The 19,878-nt window shown below is 62.3% G+C and carries 19 protein-coding genes and 2 pseudogenes; 11 read left to right on the forward strand and 10 right to left on the reverse strand.

The annotated features are described in order from the left end of the window. Window positions 1-49: 49 nt before the first annotated feature. From C8D03_RS05025 to C8D03_RS05040, 4 genes and pseudogenes are all read right to left on the reverse strand, one after another. Window positions 50-466 (reverse strand): response regulator transcription factor, encoded by a 417-nt coding sequence (locus C8D03_RS05025; protein ID WP_181300684.1) that lies wholly within the window; start codon window positions 464-466, stop codon window positions 50-52. Window positions 467-548: 82 nt separating this feature from the next. Next, window positions 549-1,181 (reverse strand): response regulator transcription factor, encoded by a 633-nt coding sequence (locus C8D03_RS05030; protein WP_108045277.1) that lies wholly within the window; start codon window positions 1,179-1,181, stop codon window positions 549-551. After that, window positions 1,178-2,791 (reverse strand): ATP-binding protein, encoded by a 1,614-nt coding sequence (locus tag C8D03_RS05035; protein WP_108045278.1) that lies wholly within the window; start codon window positions 2,789-2,791, stop codon window positions 1,178-1,180. The genes C8D03_RS05030 and C8D03_RS05035 overlap by 4 nt, the downstream gene beginning before the upstream one ends. 124 nt (window positions 2,792-2,915) lie before the next feature. After that, window positions 2,916-3,275: pseudogene (locus C8D03_RS05040) on the reverse strand (aldo/keto reductase); the annotation flags it as partial. 1,331 nt (window positions 3,276-4,606) lie between these two features. On the opposite strand from C8D03_RS05040, the gene C8D03_RS05045 reads away from it, so the two are divergent. Genes C8D03_RS05045 through C8D03_RS26390 form a run of 5 tightly spaced genes read left to right on the forward strand, consistent with a single transcriptional unit; the run spans window position 4,607 to window position 8,374 of the window. Then, window positions 4,607-5,104, forward strand: coding sequence for a hypothetical protein (locus C8D03_RS05045; RefSeq protein WP_108045280.1), 498 nt, complete (start codon window positions 4,607-4,609; stop codon window positions 5,102-5,104). Further along, window positions 5,091-5,615 (forward strand): hypothetical protein, encoded by a 525-nt coding sequence (locus C8D03_RS05050; protein WP_108045281.1) that lies wholly within the window; start codon window positions 5,091-5,093, stop codon window positions 5,613-5,615. Before C8D03_RS05045 ends, C8D03_RS05050 begins: the two co-directional genes overlap by 14 nt. Before the next feature lie 45 nt (window positions 5,616-5,660). Beyond that, window positions 5,661-7,160 carry an IS21 family transposase gene (istA, locus tag C8D03_RS05055; RefSeq protein WP_108045076.1) on the forward strand — a complete coding sequence of 500 codons (1,500 nt, stop codon included), beginning with the start codon at window positions 5,661-5,663 and terminating at the stop codon, window positions 7,158-7,160. 20 nt (window positions 7,161-7,180) lie between these two features. Beyond that, on the forward strand, window positions 7,181-8,023 hold the full coding sequence (gene istB / locus C8D03_RS05060) for an IS21-like element helper ATPase IstB (RefSeq protein ID WP_108045077.1): 843 nt from the start codon (window positions 7,181-7,183) through the stop codon (window positions 8,021-8,023). Window positions 8,024-8,068: 45 nt separating this feature from the next. Then, window positions 8,069-8,374 carry a response regulator gene (locus C8D03_RS26390; protein WP_181300686.1) on the forward strand — a complete coding sequence of 102 codons (306 nt, stop codon included), beginning with the start codon at window positions 8,069-8,071 and terminating at the stop codon, window positions 8,372-8,374. Between the two features lie 55 nt (window positions 8,375-8,429). Here the strand turns inward: C8D03_RS26390 and C8D03_RS05070 are convergent, their stop codons facing one another. Both C8D03_RS05070 and C8D03_RS26025 read right to left on the reverse strand, forming a co-directional pair. Further along, window positions 8,430-8,738, reverse strand: coding sequence for a response regulator (locus tag C8D03_RS05070; protein ID WP_108045282.1), 309 nt, complete (start codon window positions 8,736-8,738; stop codon window positions 8,430-8,432). 291 nt (window positions 8,739-9,029) lie between these two features. Then, the gene (locus C8D03_RS26025; RefSeq protein ID WP_146170090.1) at window positions 9,030-9,899 is read right to left on the reverse strand and encodes a hypothetical protein; all 870 of its coding nucleotides are present in this window, start codon (window positions 9,897-9,899) and stop codon (window positions 9,030-9,032) included. A gap of 258 nt (window positions 9,900-10,157) precedes the next feature. On the opposite strand from C8D03_RS26025, the gene C8D03_RS05080 reads away from it, so the two are divergent. Continuing rightward, entirely contained in the window at window positions 10,158-10,388 is a 231-nt protein-coding gene (locus tag C8D03_RS05080; protein ID WP_108045284.1) for a hypothetical protein, read from the forward strand. 129 nt (window positions 10,389-10,517) lie between these two features. Continuing rightward, entirely contained in the window at window positions 10,518-11,648 is a 1,131-nt protein-coding gene (locus tag C8D03_RS05085) for an MlaD family protein (RefSeq protein WP_108045285.1), read from the forward strand. Between the two features lie 586 nt (window positions 11,649-12,234). Here the strand turns inward: C8D03_RS05085 and C8D03_RS05095 are convergent. The 3 genes and pseudogenes from C8D03_RS05095 to C8D03_RS05105 form a co-directional block, all read right to left on the reverse strand. Beyond that, window positions 12,235-12,816: a hypothetical protein gene (locus tag C8D03_RS05095; RefSeq protein ID WP_108045287.1), complete on the reverse strand. Its 582-nt coding sequence runs from the start codon at window positions 12,814-12,816 to the stop codon at window positions 12,235-12,237. A gap of 404 nt (window positions 12,817-13,220) precedes the next feature. Beyond that, window positions 13,221-13,670: a BLUF domain-containing protein gene (locus tag C8D03_RS27100; RefSeq protein WP_108045288.1), complete on the reverse strand. Its 450-nt coding sequence runs from the start codon at window positions 13,668-13,670 to the stop codon at window positions 13,221-13,223. A 396-nt stretch (window positions 13,671-14,066) separates the two neighbouring features. Next, window positions 14,067-14,556 (reverse strand): annotated as a pseudogene (locus C8D03_RS05105) (DDE-type integrase/transposase/recombinase); the annotation flags it as partial. A 272-nt stretch (window positions 14,557-14,828) separates the two neighbouring features. On the opposite strand from C8D03_RS05105, the gene C8D03_RS05110 reads away from it, so the two are divergent. The 3 genes from C8D03_RS05110 to ku (C8D03_RS05120) all read left to right on the forward strand — a co-directional run bounded on the left by C8D03_RS05110 (window position 14,829) and on the right by ku (C8D03_RS05120) (window position 18,617). Continuing rightward, a complete protein-coding gene (locus tag C8D03_RS05110; RefSeq protein WP_248308351.1) occupies window positions 14,829-15,056 on the forward strand; it encodes a hypothetical protein in 228 nt (75 codons plus the stop codon). Between the two features lie 40 nt (window positions 15,057-15,096). Further along, window positions 15,097-17,754: a DNA ligase D gene (ligD, locus tag C8D03_RS05115; protein ID WP_108045290.1), complete on the forward strand. Its 2,658-nt coding sequence runs from the start codon at window positions 15,097-15,099 to the stop codon at window positions 17,752-17,754. A gap of 74 nt (window positions 17,755-17,828) precedes the next feature. Beyond that, window positions 17,829-18,617 carry a non-homologous end joining protein Ku gene (gene ku, locus C8D03_RS05120; protein ID WP_108045291.1) on the forward strand — a complete coding sequence of 263 codons (789 nt, stop codon included), beginning with the start codon at window positions 17,829-17,831 and terminating at the stop codon, window positions 18,615-18,617. On the opposite strand, the gene ku (C8D03_RS05125) is transcribed toward ku (C8D03_RS05120), so the two are convergent. After that, window positions 18,618-19,454 (reverse strand): non-homologous end joining protein Ku, encoded by an 837-nt coding sequence (gene ku / locus C8D03_RS05125; protein WP_108045292.1) that lies wholly within the window; start codon window positions 19,452-19,454, stop codon window positions 18,618-18,620. It lies immediately after the preceding gene. Between the two features lie 99 nt (window positions 19,455-19,553). Here ku (C8D03_RS05125) and C8D03_RS05130 point away from each other — a divergent pair, with 99 nt between their 5' ends. Beyond that, the gene (locus C8D03_RS05130) at window positions 19,554-19,841 is read left to right on the forward strand and encodes a hypothetical protein (protein WP_108045293.1); all 288 of its coding nucleotides are present in this window, start codon (window positions 19,554-19,556) and stop codon (window positions 19,839-19,841) included. The last annotated feature ends 37 nt before the right edge of the window (window positions 19,842-19,878 follow it).

Genomic DNA, 19,878 nt, shown 5'->3' on the forward strand with positions numbered 1-19,878 from the left:
CTCTCCTGAGTGAGCCCAATCGGTAGGTGCCGGCGACAGGTCGGCGCAATTATTCAGTAGGTTCGGTCGAGCTGAGCTTTTGTATAGTCGTACCGGCTTGCACGGCTTGGCGAATGCACGCCAGCAGCGTCTCCGGATCGAACGGTTTGGCGAGATACCCGTGCACCCCGGTGGCCAAGGCGGCGGCGCGCGTCGTCTCGTCGGGATAGGCCGTCATCAGGATCGTCGGGACCATTCGGCCCGAGTCCGCCAGGGAGCGGTACAACTCGAGGCCGCCGATGCCGGGCATGCGAACGTCCGATATCAAGCACGCCGTCGTCGGTCGCAGCTCGGACGAGAGAAACGCCGCGGCACCCTCGCAGGCGATCGTTCGGTAACCCATGGCGGAAACGAGGCTGGCGACGGCGTCCCGTGCCGCCGCATCGTCATCGACGATGGCGATCAGCGCACTTTCTGGCTTCGTCATGGTGGCTGTCGTCGCGGTCTCATCGACCGGGATCATGTGTGCGAAGAAAGGTTGGGAGCAATTATACCAAAGCGTCGCCGGCCTAGCCGGCAGCGCCGGTGACGGTCTCGGCGATCCGATCTGATATCCTTACGAGGTCGGCCAAGGACGTCGCCTGCAGCTTCTGCATGACCTGGGCGCGGTGAACCTTGACCGTGATCTCGCTGAGCTGGAGCGACGCAGCGATCTGCTTGTTCATCAGCCCGCTCGCCACCAGCGGCAGTATCTCGCGTTCCCGCGGCGTCAGGGTCTCGAAACGCTTTCGAAGCGCGTCGATCTCTTTCAGGCGGCAGTGCCGTTCGAGATCCAGGGTGAGGCCTCTATGGACCGCATCGAGCAGGTCCTGGTCGCGAAACGGCTTGGTCAGGAACTCGATCGCGCCGGCCTTCATGGCCGCGACCGACATCTGGACGTCGCCATGGCCCGTGATGAAGATCACGGGGAGACCTCGGCCCAGCCGCGTCAGCTCGCGCTGAAACTCCAGCCCACTTGCGCCCGGCAGCCTGACGTCGAGGACGAGGCAGGCTGCTCCGTCATGAGGTTCATTCGCCAGAAAATCCTGCGACGAATGAAACGACTCGACGTCGTGGCCGACCGAGCGCAGCAGACTCTCGAGCGACGCGCGCATGGCGGGATTGTCGTCGATGACGAAGACGAGTGCTGCATCTGAACTCATTCGCGGGCCTCCGCCGTCGTGTCATGCTGCGGCGTCGTCGGTAGCGAGAAGCTGAACACCGCGCCCTGCGGTCGATTGGGCGACGTCCATAACCGTCCGCCATGCGCCTCAATGGTGGACCGGCAGAACATCAGTCCCATTCCCATGCCATCGGCCTTCGTCGTGAAGAAGGGCTCAAATATCCGGTCCAGGGTCGCGGGGTCCAGTCCTGGACCCGCATCCTCGACGCTGACGACGACCTCGCCATGGTCGCTTCCGCTCGTAGCGATGCGAAGGCGGCGTTGCCGAGCCGGGACCGGCCGCATGGCCTCGACGGCGTTGTCGATCAGGTTGGCAACCACCTGCTGCAACTGGATGGCGTTGCCGATCACGAAAGGCGCCTGACAATCCAGATCGAGCATGACGGCGCCATGTCCCAGCCGGGCCTCGACGCCGCTCTGCTTCACCACCTGTTCGATCAGGAGGTTCAGGTCGAGCTGCGTGCGCTCGCGCGTGCCTTTCATAAACATCGTACGGATGCTCGACACGACCTTGTTGGCCCGGTGGCCCTCCTCGACGATCCGGTGCATCGCCGCCCTCGCTTCATCGAGGGCAGGCTGCGACTTGTCGAGCCAGCGCAGGCCCGCATTGGCATTGGTGACCATGCTGCCCAACGGCTGGTTGACCTCGTGTGCGATCGTCGCCGACAGAGCTTCCATCGCGGTCAACCGGTTCTGGCGAGCGCGCCGCTCGGCGGCGGTGGCGCGCGAGAGGCGGGCATAAACCGCAATCGTTTCGGCCAGCATCACCACGAGAACGATGCTGGCCGAGACCAGCCCGTAGAGGCGTCCCGCCCACCAGCCGAGGCTCATACGCACACCCGCCCCCAAATAGGAAATCTGGATGATCTCGATCAGGAGCGTGCCCAGGACGACAATCAGCCAGAGATCGAGAATCGTGCGGCGCCTGACAACCAAAGCAACGATGCCGACGACGTATAGCGCTATCGCGACAGCAGGAATGAAGCGCCACAGCAGTCCTGGCGTGAGCGCATCCATCATGAACGCAGTGGACAGATGCAGCCCGCTCCCTTCGGCCAGGATCACCCAGGACGCCATGGCGACGAAAGAGAATACGGAGACCACCACCGCCACCACCCAGAAGGCGACCCGCCGGCGCGCAAGCTGGCGATCCGGCATGACCGCATAGGCCAGGATGAACAGAGGGAAGCCCAGGCGCTTCAACGCCGCGAAAGCCGCCGCGCTTTGGATGCTCTCATCGATACCGAGCGAGCCGAAGACGCCCGGAAAGGTAACGATCCATGGCGCGACCAGCGTACCCGAGAATAGGTACCCCGCCGCCAGGATGAGGATGGCGCGCGAACGCTGAACATAAAACAGCGCCAGGAGAAAGGTGGAGGTGAACAGCTCAATCACCAGCACGGCAGCCGCGTAGGCAGGCAATATCACGATGAGATTGGTCATCGGGCGCGCTGCGTGCGGCACCATCAATACCAATGCCAGAAGCGAAAAAGCCAGCATCAAGCCGGCCAGCCAAATCTGGTTGCGCCCATGTGAAAGGCTGGAGAGCAGGACAGGTTCGACTGCCGACTGATCACTCGACGGCGTCATAGCGTCTCCTACTGGGCCGCTTTCAGCGGGTGACCAGTTAGCCTTCGTTCTGTTGATGCCGCAATGGGATGGAAAGATAGCGCGATGACAGCAACGCTTGAATGTCCGCTTCAAGGCAGAGCGCTTACGTCAGCTCTTGGCGCTGGTTGCGCGCTCTGCCTGATAACGATCGGAGGCCCGTCATTTTGAGCGCAGCCTCCGGCAGTCGTTCACCCTGTAGGTCGATCTTGGATCCCGCGTCGTCGATGTCGACCAGGTCGGACTGGGAAAGTCGGAGACCGACCGCGCCAAGGTTCTCCTCGAGGCGCCGCAGCCTGGTGGTGCCGGGGATGGGCGCTATCCATGGCTTCTGCGCCAGCAGCCAAGCCAGCGCCACCTGGGCCGTCGTTGCGCCCTTGCGGTCGGCCACGGTCTTGATGACACCCACGAGCGCCATGTTCGCCTTGCCGGTCTCGACTGAGAAGCGCGGCACCGCATTCCGGAAAACCGAAGCTCTTGATTGACCCGCAGCCGCCCCGATTGGGCGGCGCGATCGCCCGATGGGGGAGCGCGCGGGACGAGACCGAACAGGTCGGATTCGAGAGCTTAGGGAGACCGCCAAAGTGCGGCCGGAACCCGTCGGGAGAACTCTCGGAAAGTACCGGGAACGCGCCAGCGGGCCCATGATTTTACTGCGGAGGAGGCTGTTAGCCGACTTGCAGTAAAATTGTATGTCGTGCCCTCAAACCCCAGCTCGATCCAAACTTGGCGGCCTGCCGCCAAGTTTGAGGTATCGTGCCCTTCACGACGGAAGAGACGGGTACCGTCACTTCTGTATGTCGTGCCCTTCCTTGATCCTCGCGCGAGGACGGAAATGGCGGAGAATGCGCCATTTTTGTATGTCGTGCCCTTGTTCGCGATAGCAAAGTCGACGCGGCCCGCAGGGCTTGCGTCAACTTTGCGGTATCGTGCCCTCTCTTTTGACGGGGTCTCTTGATTGGAATCAGGTCCGAAGGACTGATCCGCAGCCTCCATTGAGGACCGTTTTGATGGTTTTCCGACCGCCGCGAGTCCCCAAAGTGCGGGTTCGAGCCCTAGAACGGAACATGTTGCGATTGCACCCCTCAAAACGTGGGGGTGCAAGCCCAGAATCGGGGGTGCAATGCGGAGTAGGCTCCGGCATTCATTGGCGAAGACTCCGCCGCCCGCCCGTCGGTTTCAGCCCGAAAATGCGCGGTGGCGTCATGATAGGGGTGCAATCGAATCTTACGGGGAGCCGTCTACCGAAACCTCGGATGAGCTCGTTAAGGGCGCTTGTCCGGGCTTATCGTTCCGGCCTGACTGACGCATTGGACGCGACCTGACGCCGACCGCAGAAGCGGTAGTCGCGACGTCGGGCCTGCAGAGAGGGTTGTATTGGATATCGCCCTACACGGACCGGCCGGTGAGCACGGCCTGCCGACGCGTGGTCGCGATGCGACGCATCCGGCCTGGATTACACTTTGCGATGCGACGGGCGTGCGGTGCCGAAAGGGCTGATCGCCTCAAGACTGTGAGCTTAACGTACCGCATTTTCACTTTAAATCGCTCGAAATCGCTTGAAAATTCAACAAAACTGACGCAGCTGCGGCTGGTTTCGACCGATCTGATTCGAAAAAGTGAAAACTTGGAACAAACGAGAAACACTCGTTGACGTGCGGTCGAAGTAGGGCATCCTTCACGTAAGCGGCTGCAAGCGCCGCGCTTCCCACCACCCCGGTCAGCAAGACGGGGGCGGCGCCCTGCGCCGTCACCGAGCGGCTATCTACGTCTCAAGCAGGATGAAACAGGGTCGCAATGGTCCAACGCGCCGAAAATCTGGGAGATCGGAATCGAGCTTTCCATCAGCAGGCTTGCGACGTCATCACGTCCGCCGATGGTGCAGCCCTCGACACGTTGACGATCCTTCAGGACCTGGAGGGTCTTTATCGCGAATGCCTCAGCTCTAAGTATGACGCGCAGTACGACTGTCAACACAGGCCTCTCTTCACTGAAGATGCCGTTCGTGAGCTCATCGATGGGCTCATCTCGGCGCAGCTAGGGGTGCTGCGAGGCGATGTCGGCACGCGGACGGTGCACACGATCGTCGCCTCCGCTGAATCAGTCATGGGGAAGCATCCTAAAGCGCAGCGGGAGAGATCCCGGATTTCGGCCCGTCGCGACATAGCCCGCACGGCCCTGTGTCACGCGGTGATCACGGCGATGGACGCAACGCTGAATGCGGTGATCTCGACGCGATTGTCAAAAGCCCGGGTATCTCGTCTTAAAAGCAGCAATCGCCATGCCCGGGCGTAAGAGTTTTCTCGATCGGTTTCGAATTGGATCGGGCCGGGCGCTGATCGGCTTGCCCGACGGTCCGCTGGCGTTCGCCAAGCGGAAAACTGAGACTGCCGGCGTCAAGAAGACCCGACGCAGGTCAAAGCCGGACGACCTTGAGCGACGGCTGATCTTGGCCGATCAGATCGGCCAGTTGCCTGAGCTCCTGGTCGGATATCTGCCGCGATTGTCCACCCATCATAGCTTCACCCTCGCTGAAGCAAACGACCTGGCGATGGAGCAAGGCGTCACGGTTTTCCGCCTGCTCGCTGATGGTGCAAACATCATTGGCCTGTCGAAAGATGACCTCGACGAGTACGTCAGCGCCGAATTCTCCTCATTGAAAACTGAGGAAGTCGTCTCCGAACAAAACACCTTCCGCGCACCACCACGCCGCGCAGGTCCTCCCAAAAATTTCACCGCGATGTGCAGGGCGGTGACAAAACCATCCAATGAAGCGCCGTCGTTTGTGCTGGCGCGGGCGGCGTAAAAGCCATCCATTTGGATAGGCTGATCCCTTTTGGGGTTGGCGGGGATGTTCGCGGTGGAGGTCTACGCGGCGGTTCGGCAGTTCGTGTTCAATCAGGGGAAGAGCCGCCGGGAGGCGGCGCGTGTTTTTGGTCTGAGCCGCGAGACGATTGCGAAGATGTGCCGGTTCTCGCTGCCGCCGGGGTACACGCGAACGAAGCCTGCCGGGAAGCCGAAGTTGGGTCCGTTGCTGCCGGTGATCGACGCAATCCTGGAGGCTGACCGGAGCGCGCCGGTGAAGCAGCGCCATACGGCCAAGCGGATCTTCGAGCGCCTGCGCGACGAGCATGGTTTCGCTGGCGGCTACACGGTGGTGAAGGATTACGTGCGGATCGGCCGGGCGCGTGGGCGCGAGACCTTCGTGCCGCTGGCGCATCCGCCGGGACACGCCCAGGTGGATTTCGGCGAGGCGATCGCGGTGATTGGCGGGGTTCGGCAGAAGATCCATTTCTTCTGCATGGACCTGCCGCAGTCGGACGCCTGCTTCGTGAAGGCCTATCCCCGCGAGACGACGGAAGCGTTCCTGGACGGCCATGTCTCGGCCTTCGGCTTCTTCGAAGGGGTGCCGCTGTCGATCCTGTACGACAACACGCGCATCGCGGTGGCGAAGATCTGCGGCGACGGCAAGCGCGAGCGAACCCGCGCCTTCACCGAGCTGGTCAGCCATTATCTGTTCCGGGATCGCTTCGGCCGTCCAGGCAAGGGCAACGACAAGGGCAAGGTCGAGGGCCTGGTGAAGTACGCCCGCTCCAACTTCATGACGCCGATCCCGGTGGTGGCAAGCTTTGAGGCGCTGAACGCCAGGCTGGCTGAGCGTTGCCGTCTCCGGCAGGGGGAACGAGCCGGGCGGCATGCCGGGACGATCGGAGAACGGCTTGTCGCCGATCTGGCGGCGTTGCGCGACCTGCCGGCCGTGCCGCTGGAGCCGTGCGAGAAGCGCAGCGCGCGGGTCTCCTCGACCGCATTGGTGCGCTACCGCTCAAACGATTACTCCGTGCCCACAGCTTACGGCTTTCAGGATGTCGTGGTGAAGGGCTTCGTCGATGCGGTCGTGATCCTGTGCGGTGGCGCCGAGATTGCCCGTCACCCGCGCTGCTATGGCGAAGGCGTGTTCGTCTCCAACCCACTGCATTATCTCGCCCTGATCGAGACCAAGCCCAATGCGCTCGACCAGGCGGCGGCGCTCCAGGGCTGGGATCTGCCCGAGGCCTTCCAGCACCTGCGCCATCTGCTGGAGGCGCGCATGGGCAACCGTGGCAAGCGCGAGTTCATCCAGGTGCTGCGGCTGATGGAGGCGATGCCGCGAGATATGGTGACCTTCGCGGTGACCGAGGCGATCCGCCTCGGTGCCATCGGCTTCGACGCGGTCAAGCTGATCGCGCTGGCGCGGATCGAGCGCAGGCCCGCCCGTCTCGACCTGTCGGCCTATCCCCATCTGCCGAGGACGACGGTCAGGACAACCGCGGCCGCCGACTATGCCGTGCTCCTGCCGGAGGAAGCGGCATGACCAGTAACACCAGCGACGCGATGCCGGCGGGAACGACCAGCGGCACGCCGCAGGTCCTGCTGGCGCATCATCTCAAGCAGCTGAAGCTGCCGACGGTGCTGCGCGAGTACGACAAGGTCGCCCGCGAATGCGCGCGCGATGGCGTCGATCATCCGCGCTATCTGCTGCGCCTGATCGAGCTCGAACTGATCGACCGCGAGCGCCGCACGGTCGAGCGGCGCATCCGGGCGGCGCGCTTCCCGGCGGTGAAGAGCTTCGACACCTTCGACTTCGCCGCCATCCCCGACCTCAACAAGATGCTCGTCCTGGAGCTGGCACGCTGCGGTTATCTCCTGCGCCGGGAGAACATCATCGCGCTCGGCAATAGCGGCACCGGCAAGACCCATGTCGCGCTCGCACTTGGCCTGGCGGCTTGCCAGAAAGGCTTCTCCGTCACGTTCACGACGGCGGCTTCTCTGGTCAACCAGTTGCTGGAGGCCCGCGACGAGCGCCGCCTGCTCAAGCTTCAGCGCGATCTGCAGGCGGTCAAGCTGCTCATCGTCGACGAACTTGGCTACGTGCCGTTGTCGCCGACCGGAGCCGAGCTCTTGTTCGAGACCTTCTCGCAACGCTACGAGCGCGGCTCGACCATCGTCACCTCGAACCTGCCCTTCGAGGACTGGACCTCGGTCCTGGGATCGGAGCGTCTCACCGGCGCACTGCTCGACCGGCTCACCCACCACGTCAGCATCCTGGCCATGAACGGCGACAGCTACCGGCTCAAACAATCCGCCGGCCGACGCCGCGCTATCGCCGCGGCGGAGCAAAACCAGGCCACCGTCGAGCACATCGATCCAAACACCGGCGAGATCACCGAAAGCTGATCAGAAACGAACGCGACGATAAGCCAAGGGCCCCGATCGGGGCCCTTGGCTTATCGTCCTCCGGCGCCATCGCTGGCCTGGTTTTGCTCCGCCACGCTGGCCTGGAAACCGACCGCCGTTGACAAGGCGCGTCCTGAGATCCGCGCGGTGTTCTCGGATATCGAGATGCCCGAATCGATGGACGGCCTGAAGTTGATCCATGCCGTCCGCAAGCGTTGGCCACCGGCGGTCCTGATCTTGGCGTCGGGACGCGTTACGCCGTTGGTCACAGACATGCCGGAGATGACGGTCTTCCTCGGAAAGCCGTATGCTGAACGGGATCTGCTGAAGGTTCTTGAAGAAATCGACTAGACAGGGCCTTCGTCACGGCGGCAACAATCTTGACGCTAGTCGCCGGCTTGCCAAGCTAGGTGCCCTTTAGGAACACGGGGGTCGATCGCGCTCTCGGTCGGCTCGCTTCCGGAAAAACCACGAACGGGCTGCCCATGTCGTGGAGACGCTGCGCGACGAGTTCGCACGACCCGTCCTGGAGGTCGACGTCAAGAAGCGCTACGTCCCCCTGGTTTGCCTTCAGCCATTCCATGGCACTGGCGCAGGTTGCTAATGTGCCCGCCAACTCGAACCCAGCATCGGTCAGGATGCCTTCGACGTCCAATGCGATGATCGGCTCGTCTTCGACGATGAGCACCCTCGACCGGGGCTGCATCGATTGCATGTGCTGGGGTTCTAAAATCACTTGTCGCAGTTTGGACCGCCTAATGCCTGCACGGTAGCCCTGTTTCGTCAGCCGAGTCGATCCCCGTGACGTCCACGCCGATGTGGCGACATGCCTCTAACACCTTGGCCAGCACTTCAAATAGCTACCGCGACTTCACTAGCCCTCCGATTGGCTGCGGCAGTACATCCGTGGCGACGCGATCCAATGGAGAGCAGGCAGGCGCCCGGCCTTGGGAGGAATTTGGGCGCCGCCGTGAGAACGAGGTGTTGGCGTGTTTAGCTCGGTCGCTCAACGCGCAAACACGTCGATCTCTTCGTCGCGATGACGGCCGCCCAAGATGGCCGCGAGATAGGCCGCGGCAGCGCCGACGAGCAGTACGGCCGCCGTCATGAATGCAACGATGACGCCCGTCTTCCGTGCTTTCTCGGCCGCCTGCTTGGCTGTCTCCTTCGCCTGATTCAGCCGAGCATAGGCATCGTCGATCCGCTTCTCTGCTTCGGCCTGCGGGATGTTCATACGCACCGCCATGCGTGATGCGATGTATCCGCGATCCGCCCCATCGAGACTGCCACTCGCCAGGCTGCGGACAAGAATACGGGAAGCTTCATCACGCTCGCCCTGTGTCACAGGCTCAGTGCCATTCGCACGCATAATGCTATCGACGGCTGACGCGAGCGGATCAGCCTGCTGGCTGATAAGAGCGCCAGCTCCGCCAGCCGCTGCGGCAGCACCAGTCGCCGCTGTCTTTGCCGCGCCAACAAGCGACGATGAAGTCAGGAAAGCAACAAGCAGCGCACCGACCGCCCAGACCACCAGCCCGTGGGCGCCGTCCCGGACGCCGCGCTCATGTGAGCTGGAATCTGCCAGTGGCTTGCGCATCCTGCCGGCGAGATAGCCGCCCGCGCCGCAGGCTGAGACTGTTATCCAGAGCGCCCACAACGCACCCGCGATGGCGAGCGCTACGAAGCTCGTGGATCGCGCGGCGTCAGCGGAAACCAGCGACAGGCCAATGGCTGAACCGAAGGCCGCCATCAGGGTCGAGATAGCGGCGGAGAGAACCGCCCCCCCGAGGATAGGGCTCCACTCAAGATACGATCCAGAAGGTGCTTCGGAGCCGGGAGGGGTGACAACAACGACGTCGGTTGAACCGAGTGACATGGCGATACCCTTAGCGCAGACCGAGGAAAGACAGGATGGCCAGGACGACCACGACGAGACCGACGAGATAGATGATACTGTCCATGACAGCCCCCAATTGCAGGCGCGCCAATGCGCAGGTGCTGGCTTAACCACAGGGCTGGGTGAGATGTTCCGCGCATTCGTGCCACTGGACGAGCGGTAACGAGCCGGATCAATTGAAGGGTTCGGAACTGTTCGACCCGAACGATGGTGAGGCTCTGCCGAGGAGGTCACGTCATGCCGGAAACTGTCGCCAGCGATGAGGCGTTGGATCAGGAGAGTCTCGATACGAAAACGTCTCCCGGACGCTTTCGGCCTTTTGGCGGCTTTTTGAAGCTGATCGTGGCGGTGGACTCATCGCGCTCGCCTCTCAGCCGGTTTCGGGCAGGCGCGACCCTACTTGCCCTGCTGGCCGCATTTGCAGGCGCCGGATATTTCCTACCGGCCTACTTCTCGCAGTATTTCTGAAGCCTTCCTGCTAGACCGGCATATGCCTGATTTGATGGGCATGGCGACCGGCCATTATCGAACGATGGCTTGTTCAGGCAGCGGCTGACCATCCCGCCTGCTGATCGAGTTGAAGGAAGCTATATCGGTATGAAATCGCAAGCGAGTCATGCGCTGGTGGGGCTGTTCACGCTGGCGATTGTGGCTGGGTTGTTCGGGTTCGTTTACTGGTTCAACACCGGCAGCGCCGACAAAATGACGGACGTCCGCCTCATCTTTAACGATAAGGTCTCGGGCCTGGCGCGCGGTACGAGCGTGCTGTTCAACGGGCTGCGCGTTGGTGAGGTGACCCATATTGGCCTGCAGCCCGACGACCCGCGCCAGATCTATGCTGTCATCAGGGTTGATCGGTCGGCGCCCTTGCGTGTCGATACCCGTGCGCGAGTTGAGGCGCAGGGACTCGCGGGCGTCGCCGCCGTCCAGCTGCTCGGTGGCGATCCGAATTCTCCGGTCTTGACCAAGCTGGAGGGGCAACCCCTTCCGACCATTCTTGCCGAGCCGTCCGAAAGCATCTTTGAAACCGTGCGTAGCGTTGCCAAACGCGCCGACGAGGCACTCGACGGCATTGAAGCCGCGGTCAAGGCAAACGCGGGATCAATTGGCGATACGATCAGAAATACGGAAGAGTTTTCGGCTTGGCTCCGCGGCAATTCCGATTCTGTCGCGAGCTTCATGAAAAACATCGGTGCCGTAGCCGACTTCATCGCGCCGGCTTCGGAAAAGCTTGGCTCCTTCAGCCAGGAATTGACCGAAACTATCCGCGCGATCGATCAAAAAAACATCGCTTTGGTTATCGACGACGTCGAGAGGTTCACCGTGGCGCTTGGCAGTGGCGAAGCCGGAAAGGCGGTGAAGGATGTTGTCTCGACGGCCGAGAAGCTCAACAGGGCTGCCGATCAGGTGGAGGGAGTGCTCATCGGAGCACAGTCTTTCCTGAACAGCGCTTCTGGGCAGGATGGTCGAAGCGCGTTCGACGATGTTCGCGAGGTTGCCAAGTCCCTCCGCATGCTCGCCAACAATCTTGATAAACGTACGGCAGAGATAACCGCTGAAATCATACGCTTCACGAGCGCCGGTCTGCGCGGCGTCGAAACGTTCACAAGCGACGGGCGGCGATTGCTCACGGGCTTCGGTCGCACTGTGCGGGGTGTCGAACGAGACCCCCAAAGCTTGATTTTTGGCAGCAAGCCCCAGCTACCTCAATTCAATGGAACCCGGTAGCGATGATGATCTGCCGCAATTGAGATACGAGCCTTGCGATGACCGACCTTAAAGCATTCCAGTTGGAAGTGACGTACCGGACGGAGGGGGGCCATCAGATATTCTTTGTCGCTGCCGAAACGGGCGACGCGGCCATTGCGGCTTTGAGGGGTCATTTGAGCCTGTTACCGGAGTCAGTGTTCAAGCTCCAACGACGGCTTAGCGATACAGAGATCGACCTCCACCAGATCGGGCCTGGAACGATATTTCAGTACCTGTAGACAGGGCGCGTCGATCTGGTCGTCAGGACTTACGCCGGTTGCGGGATCTCGATGATCGGCTCGTCGGTGGCGCCGAAACCGACCCTGTCCCACGCATCCATAAGGTCTGGTACATCGTAGGCCTTGGGCGGCAGCCGATATCGGGCGCGAGCTGATCCGCCAGGGTCAGGCCATCCCTTACTGCTTGTATGACGGCGCCCGATACGCGAAGGCTTACAACGAAGCGCTTGCGGTGGATGCGGGTATGCACGCCGGCCCCCTTATCGACCCCTAACGCTGGCGCAGAGGCAAACGGTGGGGCGCAAACTGAGCCCCACCCCTTGGCCCTAGTACTTCTGGAAATGAAAGCCTTCGGCGAACGTCAACTGCACCATGTCGCCGCGCTTCATCCGCTTAAGAGCGGTCTGTATCGCAGGATCGACGACAGTGTGAGTGCGCGGGCCGAGCGGGCCTTCGTAGTTCACAATCCGGGTTGCCGGGTCGAAATTCTCGAGTTTGGCCGTCAGCGTGAGTGTGCGCACCACGAACTTTTCGGGCAGGTTCTGGAATGATGGGCCGGTCGTAGTCTCGGAATAGACGATGCCGGCCTGAGCACCCCTGCGCGCGGGCCTAACGCCGACTACCGCGCCTTCAACGCGCCGGATTTGGACCCGATCACCAGCGTTGATATTCATCAGGTCGCCAAAGACCTCCGGCACGTCGACGGGCCATGTGTTGCGGCCTTGACGCACGCGAACAATGCGAGCGTCCGGATCGACGTCCACAATCTCAACGTTCATTTGCTCGACCGTGACGGGACCGACACCCGCTACAATCACGGTTTCGCTGGTCACTGTCGGCCCGGTCGCGCAGCCGGCTAGAGCACCCGCAACTGAGATGGCTATGATCATGGTCATGTGCTTGAGCATTGGATGTCCTCCCACCCAGCCTTCCGCCTTTTGGCTGTTGAACGGAAAGCTACAACAAGTTTCAACGATGTCGCTACGGCATGGAGAAATTTGAGCTAAGGCCGTCGACGAAGCGGCAGGGCTAGCTGCCGGCGCAGCTTGCTCTCGGAAGACGCCGGCAGCCCGGCGCATCCCGCGCTAATAATGGATCTCTGGGAGGACAACATGGGCGGCCTCCCATTCAGCTTCCGTCAAAACGGGGGCGCGGTCCCGCTCGTTCAGTCACAGGCATGATATCGGTGCCGAGCCGCGCCTGACATTCCTCACAGGACACAGCGATCGAACCTGTGACCACTCCCGTGTGAAGGGAGTGCTCTAGATGAAGCTATGGGCACGCGTGGACTCTCCCTGAACGACCCGACGCTTCATAGCCGGATCGGTGAATTATGCACCGACAGCGATAGCTCCACGGCTAGACTTACCACTCGATCCGCCGAAAGGGTGCGTTGATGAATCTTCCCTCCGAGCCCATGACGCGCGAACACAGCCTCATGCGCGGGAGAGCGCAGATAGGCAGCCATTGACCAAGTGGGGAACAGCCGTGCGGAGGATGGCTTCGCCTCCAGCACACTCGCGTGCCGATGCCGCCTATCACTCTCGATTCTTGCAAAGGTGCCCGAGACCGTGGCTTCAGCTCCCTCCAAGATCTGAAGGAACGTCTCGCCGTCGAAGATTAGATAGCCCGTGACTCCATTTTTAGCATTGTTCCGCCGGGACGCTGAGAGGATGTTACGGAGGGCCGCTGGCGCGCTATCAACACGCCCCAAATTAAATTTCGACACATACACGAGACGGTGGATTTCAATTGTGTCCATGGGCCAATCTCTAAACGCTGGCCGTAAGAGGTCCAGCCGCGCCGAAGCGGGACCGGGCCAGTCAACGGAATCAGTGGTGCAAGACAGCTAACGCGTTGCGCGGCCAAAAATTCAAGTTGACCAGCGCAGAGCCAAATCGAGCAACGTTCGTCCGCTCATATTTAGGCGTGCCTCTTCAACAGATACGTCTGTGCTGAGAGCAGGCGCGTCAAACTGAAACAAGAAGAGCCATTCTGGAGCAAGATCATCATGCGGCATCAATCGCGGCTGACGGTTTCGGTTGGCCTAACGCTTCAGATTGGCTTGATCGCATTCATTGCGTTGATGATGTTGCGGCTAGTTGAAGGAATGAGCAGGTGAACCGCGCCAGGTTTCCCGGAGGCCGTTCCATTTGAGTCACGCCGCGATGGCTGGCTCATCCAGCATGGCGTAGTAGTGTTCCTCGGCCTCGCCCGGCGGGATGTTGCCGATAGACTCCAGCAGCCGGCGATTGTTGAACCAGTCGACCCAGGTCAGCGTCGCGAACTCGACGGCCTCGAAGCTCCGCCAGGGGCCGCGCCGGTGGATCAGCTCCGCCTTGTAGAGACCGTTGATCGTCTCGGCGAGAGCGTTGTCGTAAGAGTCGCCGACGCTGCCGGCGGAGGGCTCGATACCGACCTCGGCGAGGAACTCGGTATATCGAATGATGACATATTGAGACCCCCTGTCGGAATGATGCACGAGGCCGCCGCGACGGACGGGCCGTCGCTCATGCAGGGCCTGTTCCAGCGCGTCGAGCACGAAGCTGGCGTGCGGTCCGGGACACGCGCCAGCCAACAATACGGCGGGCGTCGGCGTCGATGACGAAGGCGACATAGACGAAGCCCGACGAAGTGCTGACATAGGTGCCGGAGTCGGCGCCCGCAATCACTAGCAGGGGAGAGGCGTGGTGGCTGCCGGCGCCACGACTCACGGCGCGGCGCTGCCCCGGGTTGAGCGTGTCGAGCTAGGGCGTGGCGAGCGGCGGTGAATCGATGGCGAGCATAATCGGAATCGACCACTTTTCGTGTTTTGTTCGCAATTACGTATCACGCCGCAGGGCGGCTGGTCCGATTGTGATCCGGCAAAGCGGAACCGACGCTGGCCGCCATGGTTTGGCTCCTCAACAGGGAGTTGATCATGTGTAACGATCCCAGAGACAGGCTCATCCGCGCGCTCGCGGCGCAACTCGGCGCCGAGCGAGAGACCAGGGCGGCCATCGCCGATGTCGTCGCGAACGGCGAGATCGACCGGGAGGTGCTGCTGGCGCTGCTGGAAGATCCTATCCCCGCCTGGTCGCAGGAGGACTTGAACCGCGCCGATCGGCTGGCGACATCCGCCAAGCAGCATCGCGCGCTCGCGGCCTGATCTGGCTGCTGCAACCTCGGCAGCGTGGGGGAGGCGTGTCTTGGAAAAGCTGAAGGTCTATCGCCAGAAGCGCAATTTCGAAAAGACCAAGGAGCCGGACGGCGATGCGTCAGTCGTCGCGTCCAATCGGCTGCGCTTCGTGATCCAGAAGCATGATGCCACGCGCCTGCATTACGATCTTCGTCTGGAAGTCGAGGGTGTCTTCCGCTCGTGGGCGGTGACCAGGGGCCCCTCTCTCGATCCATCCGACAAGCGCCTGGCCGTAGAGGTCGAGGACCATCCCCTGCCCTACGGCGATTTCGAGGGCACGATCCCCAAGGGCCAGTATGGCGGCGGCACGGTCCAGCTCTGGGACCGCGGCTTTTGGCAGCCGGAGGGCCGGACCAGCCCGGAAAAGCAGCTCGAGAAGGGCGAGCTGAAATTCGAACTCGACGGCGAGCGCCTGCGTGGCAGCTTCGTCCTCGTTCGGATGCGCCGTGACCGCGACGGCGGCAAACGCACCAACTGGCTCTTGATCAAGCACCGCGACAAGCATGCGGTTGAAAGCCATGGCGACGCGGTCCTCTCAGACGACAAGTCGGTGGCGTCAGGACGCAGCATGGCGGCGATCGCTGCGGGCAAGGGCCGATCGCCCAAGCCCTTCATGCTGAAGGATGACGTCCTCGCACCCGATGCGGAGTGGGACAGCCGCCAAGGGCTCGCCGCGAGCGAAAGGCGCCCACAGGCCAAGCATGCCTCCAAGCCTGCAACCGCATCGGCCACCGCGTCCAAGTCAAAAAATTCCGTCGCTGCTCCCGCTCTTCCGGCCTTCATCGAGCCCCAGCTTTGTCGAAGCGTAGAGCGGCCCGCCAGCGGAGGGGATTGGGTCCACGAGATCAAGTTCGATGGCTACCGGATCCAGATGAGGGTCGAGAACGGCGTCGTCACGCTCAAGACCCGGAAGGGTCTCGATTGGACCACCAGGTTCGACGCGATGGCGAAGGCCGCGGCGGGTCTGCCCGACACGATCATCGATGGCGAGATCGTCGCACTCGACGACCATGGCTCGCCGGATTTCGCGGCGCTCCAAGCTGCTCTGTCCGAGGACAAGACGGACGACCTGGTCTTCTTCGGCTTCGACATGCTCTTCGACGGGAGCGCCGACCTTCGAGAGGAGCCGCTCCTCGCCAGGAAGGAGCGGCTGAAGAGCTATCTGGAAGAACATGCCGATGGCGTGACGCTGCGCTATGTCGAGCACTTCGATTCCGGCGGCGACGCCATCCTGAAATCAGCCTGCCGGCTGTCGTTGGAAGGCATCGTCTCGAAGGCGACCGAAGCGCCCTATGTCTCCGGGCGCAGCGACAGCTGGACGAAGGCCAAGTGTCGCGCTGGGCATGAGGTCGTGATCGGGGGCTGGTCGACGACGGCAGGCAAGTTCAAATCGCTTCTGGTCGGTGTCAACCGGGGCTCGCATTTCGTCTATGTGGGTCGCGTTGGCACCGGCTACAGTGCGGCCAAGATCAAAGCTCTGATGCCAAAGCTCAAGGCCGTGGTAGCCGAGAATTCGCCTTTTACTGGCATAGGGGCGCCCAAGCGCGAGGCCGGCGTAAACTGGCTGAAGCCCGTGCTCGTCGCCGAGATCGCCTTTGCCGGGTGGACCGGCGACGGCATGGTCCGTCAGGCGGCTTTCAAGGGATTGCGGGAGGACAAGCCGGCCGAAGAGGTGGAAGCAGACCTACCAGCAGATCCCGCGAAGGTCGAGACGCCCGAGCCAACGCCGGCGCGATCGCGCGGACGCGGCGGCCGTGCACTCGTCATGGGCGTCGGCATCAGCCATCCCGACAAGGCACTTTGGCCACATGCGGAGGACGACCGGCCCGTCTCGAAGCAGGATCTTGCCGAGTATTTCGAAGCCATCGGCGAATGGATGCTTCCCCATATTAAGGGTCGACCCTGTTCCCTCGTCCGAACGCCAGACGGCATCGAGGGTGAGACGTTTTTCCAGCGCCATGCCGGGATGGGGACGTCGAATCTGTTCGAGCTCGTCCGCGTCTCGGGCGACAGGAGGCCATATCTGCAGATCGACCGGATCGAGGCGCTCGCTGCGGCAGCCCAGGTCGGGGGTATCGAGCTACACCCCTGGAACTGCGTGCCAGGCTCTCCCGAGATACCCGGGCGCCTCGTCTTCGATCTCGACCCCGGGCCAGGCGTGACCTTCGGCGATGTGATCGACGCGGCCAAGCAGATGCGAGAGCGGCTCGAGGCCCTCGGTCTGGTCAGCTTCTGCAAGACCACCGGCGGCAAGGGCCTCCATGTCGTCGTGCCGCTCACATCCGGCAAGCGGGATTCGTGCGACTGGCCGGCGGCCAAGGATTTCGCGCGGAGGGTCTGCGCGGAGCTCGCGAGTGACGAGCCGTCGCGCTACGTCATCAACATGGCCAAGCGTCTCCGCAACGGCCGCATCTTCCTCGATTATCTCCGCAACGACCGAATGGCGACCGCCGTTGCGCCGCTCTCACCCAGGGCCCGGCCTGGCGCCCATGCCTCGATGCCACTGACGTGGTCACAGGTGAAGGCGGATCTCGATCCCAGCCGATTCACGGTGAGGACGGTGCCTGGGCTCCTGAAGAAGACGACGGCCTGGGACGGCTACGACGACGCAGCGGGATCGATCACCGATGCGATCAAGAAGCTCGGGAAGCGCGCCGCTGCCGCCTGACAAGTGCCCGGGTTGACGACGCGGGAACGAAGAGACGAGGCCCCGCGTTCACCGGGACAATCGGAGATGGAACCATGGCGCAGCGGACGTTCTGGAAGGGCTATCTCAAGCTGTCGCTGGTGACGTGCCCGGTCGCGATGATGCCGGCCCGCTCCGAGAGCGAGAAGGTCCGGTTCCACACGCTCAATCGCAAGACCGGCAACCGCATCCAGAGCCGGTATGTCGACGCCGTCACGGGGAAGCCCGTCGCCGATGATGACGAGGTCAAGGGATATCCAAAGGGCGACGACGACTATGTCGTCCTGGAGGATGACGAGCTCGATGCCGTCGCCCTGGAAAGCACCCGGACGATCGACATCCAGACCTTCGCCCCGCGATCCTCAGTGGGCTGGATCTGGTATGACGCGCCCCATTACCTCGTGCCCGACTCCAAGGTCGGCGAGGAGGCGTTCTCCGTCATCCGGGAAGCGATGAAGCGGACGAAGACGGTGGGGATTTCCCGTGTCGTGCTGTATCGCCGCGAACGCGCCGTGCTGCTCGATGCGCGCGACAACGGCATCGTGCTGTGGACCCTGCGCTATGGCGACGAGGTCCGGCCAGAGAAGGACTATTTCGCCGGAATCAAGGATGCCGAGCCGGATGCCGATCTTCGGCCGTTGATGGATAAGCTGATCACGACCCGGACGAAGGACTGGTCGCCCGATTTGGCCAAAGACCCCGTCCAGGACGAACTGCTGGCGATCATCAAGGCGAAACAGAAGGGCCGCAAGCCGACGAAGGCGGCCAAGCCTCAGGCCAGCGAGGGCAATGTTGTGAGCATCATGGACGCGCTCAAGAGGAGCCTCGAGCCTCGCAAGCAGTGATCAGCTGGCCTTTTTCCGTGGCGCTTCCTTGGCGGCAGGCGCCTTTGCCGCTTTCTTGCCGGACCCGCTCTTGGCGCTTTCGCGCAGCGCATCCAGCAGGCTCACGACTTTCGTCGGCTCGGGCCGCTTCTGCGGCTTGATTTTGCGCCCTTCGATCTTCGCCTGAACCAGTTCGGCCAGAGCGCTCTCATAGCGGTCGTCGAACTCTTTCGGATCGAACTCGCCAGCCTTCGTCTTGATGATGTGCTCAGCGAGCTCCAGCATCTCCTCGTCGATCTTGATTTTGGGCACGTCGCTGAATGCGTCTGCTGCTGATCGCACCTCGTAGTCGAAGTTCAATGTGGTCGCGATCAATCCCTCGCCATGCGGCCGGATGAGGATCGAGCGCATGCGGCGGAAGATGACCGTCCGCGCCAAGGCTGCCGATTTCTGGCCCTTCATGCCCTCGCGGATCAGCGCGAAGGCCTCGGAGGCGACGGGAGAGCTGGGCGAAACATAGTAAGGCTTGTCGAAGAAGATGTCGTCGATCTCGTCGCAGGGCAGGAACGTCTCGACCGTCAGGGTCTTGTCGCTTTCGGGGATGGCGGCTGCGATCTCGTCGGGTTCGAGGATGACATAGTCGCCGTCTCCCTTGTCATAGCCCTTGACCTGATCCTCAGTCTCCACGGGCTTGCCCGAGACCTCGTCGATGAACTGGCGATGGACGCGGTTGCCGGTCTTTCGGTTCAGCGTGTGGAACGAGATGCGCTCGGAGGTCGAGGCCGCCGTGTAGAGCGATACCGGGCAGGTCACCTCGGCGATCTTGAGAACGCCTTTCCAGACAGCGCGCGGAGCCATTGGAATTCCCCAGCCGCGTCGGTGAGACGACGCAAGCGAGGAACTAGCCAGCGGCGATGATGGTTCCGTTGCCGGGTGCGATCACCAGAGGATCATTCGATGTCCTACGACGATCTGATTAGTGCCAAGGCGTTGAACGCCGGCATGCGCCGCCTGCTCGTCGCAGCGTTCGTTCACCAAAACGAAACGGCGCCTGCCTCGAAGCAGATGATCGGACTTCATGAGGCCTTCAAGCGTGAGATCGCCCGGCTCGTCATGCGCGGCAAGACAGTGGATGGCGACGACGTCGTTCTGACAACGGCAGTTAGAAAGAGCCTGCAGCTCTTCGTTGATGCCGCCTATGGCGAGGCTTCGCAGCGCCGCGCAGGACCAGGAAAGATGCAGTGAGGGCGATGCTCTGTGGGACGGCAGCCGCTCCCAGACC

Source organism: Bosea sp. 124, assembly GCF_003046175.1.
Lineage (GTDB): Bacteria > Pseudomonadota > Alphaproteobacteria > Rhizobiales > Beijerinckiaceae > Allobosea.

Coding starts and splice junctions, on each gene's coding strand:
- C8D03_RS05025 (WP_181300684.1), bottom strand. CDS start 466: ATGACGAAGCCAGAAAGTGCGCTGATCGCCATCGTCGATGACGATGCG.
- C8D03_RS05030 (WP_108045277.1), bottom strand. CDS start 1,181: ATGAGTTCAGATGCAGCACTCGTCTTCGTCATCGACGACAATCCCGCC.
- C8D03_RS05035 (WP_108045278.1), bottom strand. CDS start 2,791: ATGACGCCGTCGAGTGATCAGTCGGCAGTCGAACCTGTCCTGCTCTCC.
- C8D03_RS05045 (WP_108045280.1), top strand. CDS start 4,607: ATGGTCCAACGCGCCGAAAATCTGGGAGATCGGAATCGAGCTTTCCAT.
- C8D03_RS05050 (WP_108045281.1), top strand. CDS start 5,091: ATGCCCGGGCGTAAGAGTTTTCTCGATCGGTTTCGAATTGGATCGGGC.
- istA (WP_108045076.1), top strand. CDS start 5,661: ATGTTCGCGGTGGAGGTCTACGCGGCGGTTCGGCAGTTCGTGTTCAAT.
- istB (WP_108045077.1), top strand. CDS start 7,181: ATGCCGGCGGGAACGACCAGCGGCACGCCGCAGGTCCTGCTGGCGCAT.
- C8D03_RS05070 (WP_108045282.1), bottom strand. CDS start 8,738: ATGCAATCGATGCAGCCCCGGTCGAGGGTGCTCATCGTCGAAGACGAG.
- C8D03_RS26025 (WP_146170090.1), bottom strand. CDS start 9,899: ATGTCACTCGGTTCAACCGACGTCGTTGTTGTCACCCCTCCCGGCTCC.
- C8D03_RS05080 (WP_108045284.1), top strand. CDS start 10,158: ATGCCGGAAACTGTCGCCAGCGATGAGGCGTTGGATCAGGAGAGTCTC.
- C8D03_RS05085 (WP_108045285.1), top strand. CDS start 10,518: ATGAAATCGCAAGCGAGTCATGCGCTGGTGGGGCTGTTCACGCTGGCG.
- C8D03_RS05095 (WP_108045287.1), bottom strand. CDS start 12,816: ATGCTCAAGCACATGACCATGATCATAGCCATCTCAGTTGCGGGTGCT.
- C8D03_RS27100 (WP_108045288.1), bottom strand. CDS start 13,670: ATGGACACAATTGAAATCCACCGTCTCGTGTATGTGTCGAAATTTAAT.
- C8D03_RS05110 (WP_248308351.1), top strand. CDS start 14,829: ATGTGTAACGATCCCAGAGACAGGCTCATCCGCGCGCTCGCGGCGCAA.
- ku (WP_108045291.1), top strand. CDS start 17,829: ATGGCGCAGCGGACGTTCTGGAAGGGCTATCTCAAGCTGTCGCTGGTG.
- ku (WP_108045292.1), bottom strand. CDS start 19,454: ATGGCTCCGCGCGCTGTCTGGAAAGGCGTTCTCAAGATCGCCGAGGTG.
- C8D03_RS05130 (WP_108045293.1), top strand. CDS start 19,554: ATGTCCTACGACGATCTGATTAGTGCCAAGGCGTTGAACGCCGGCATG.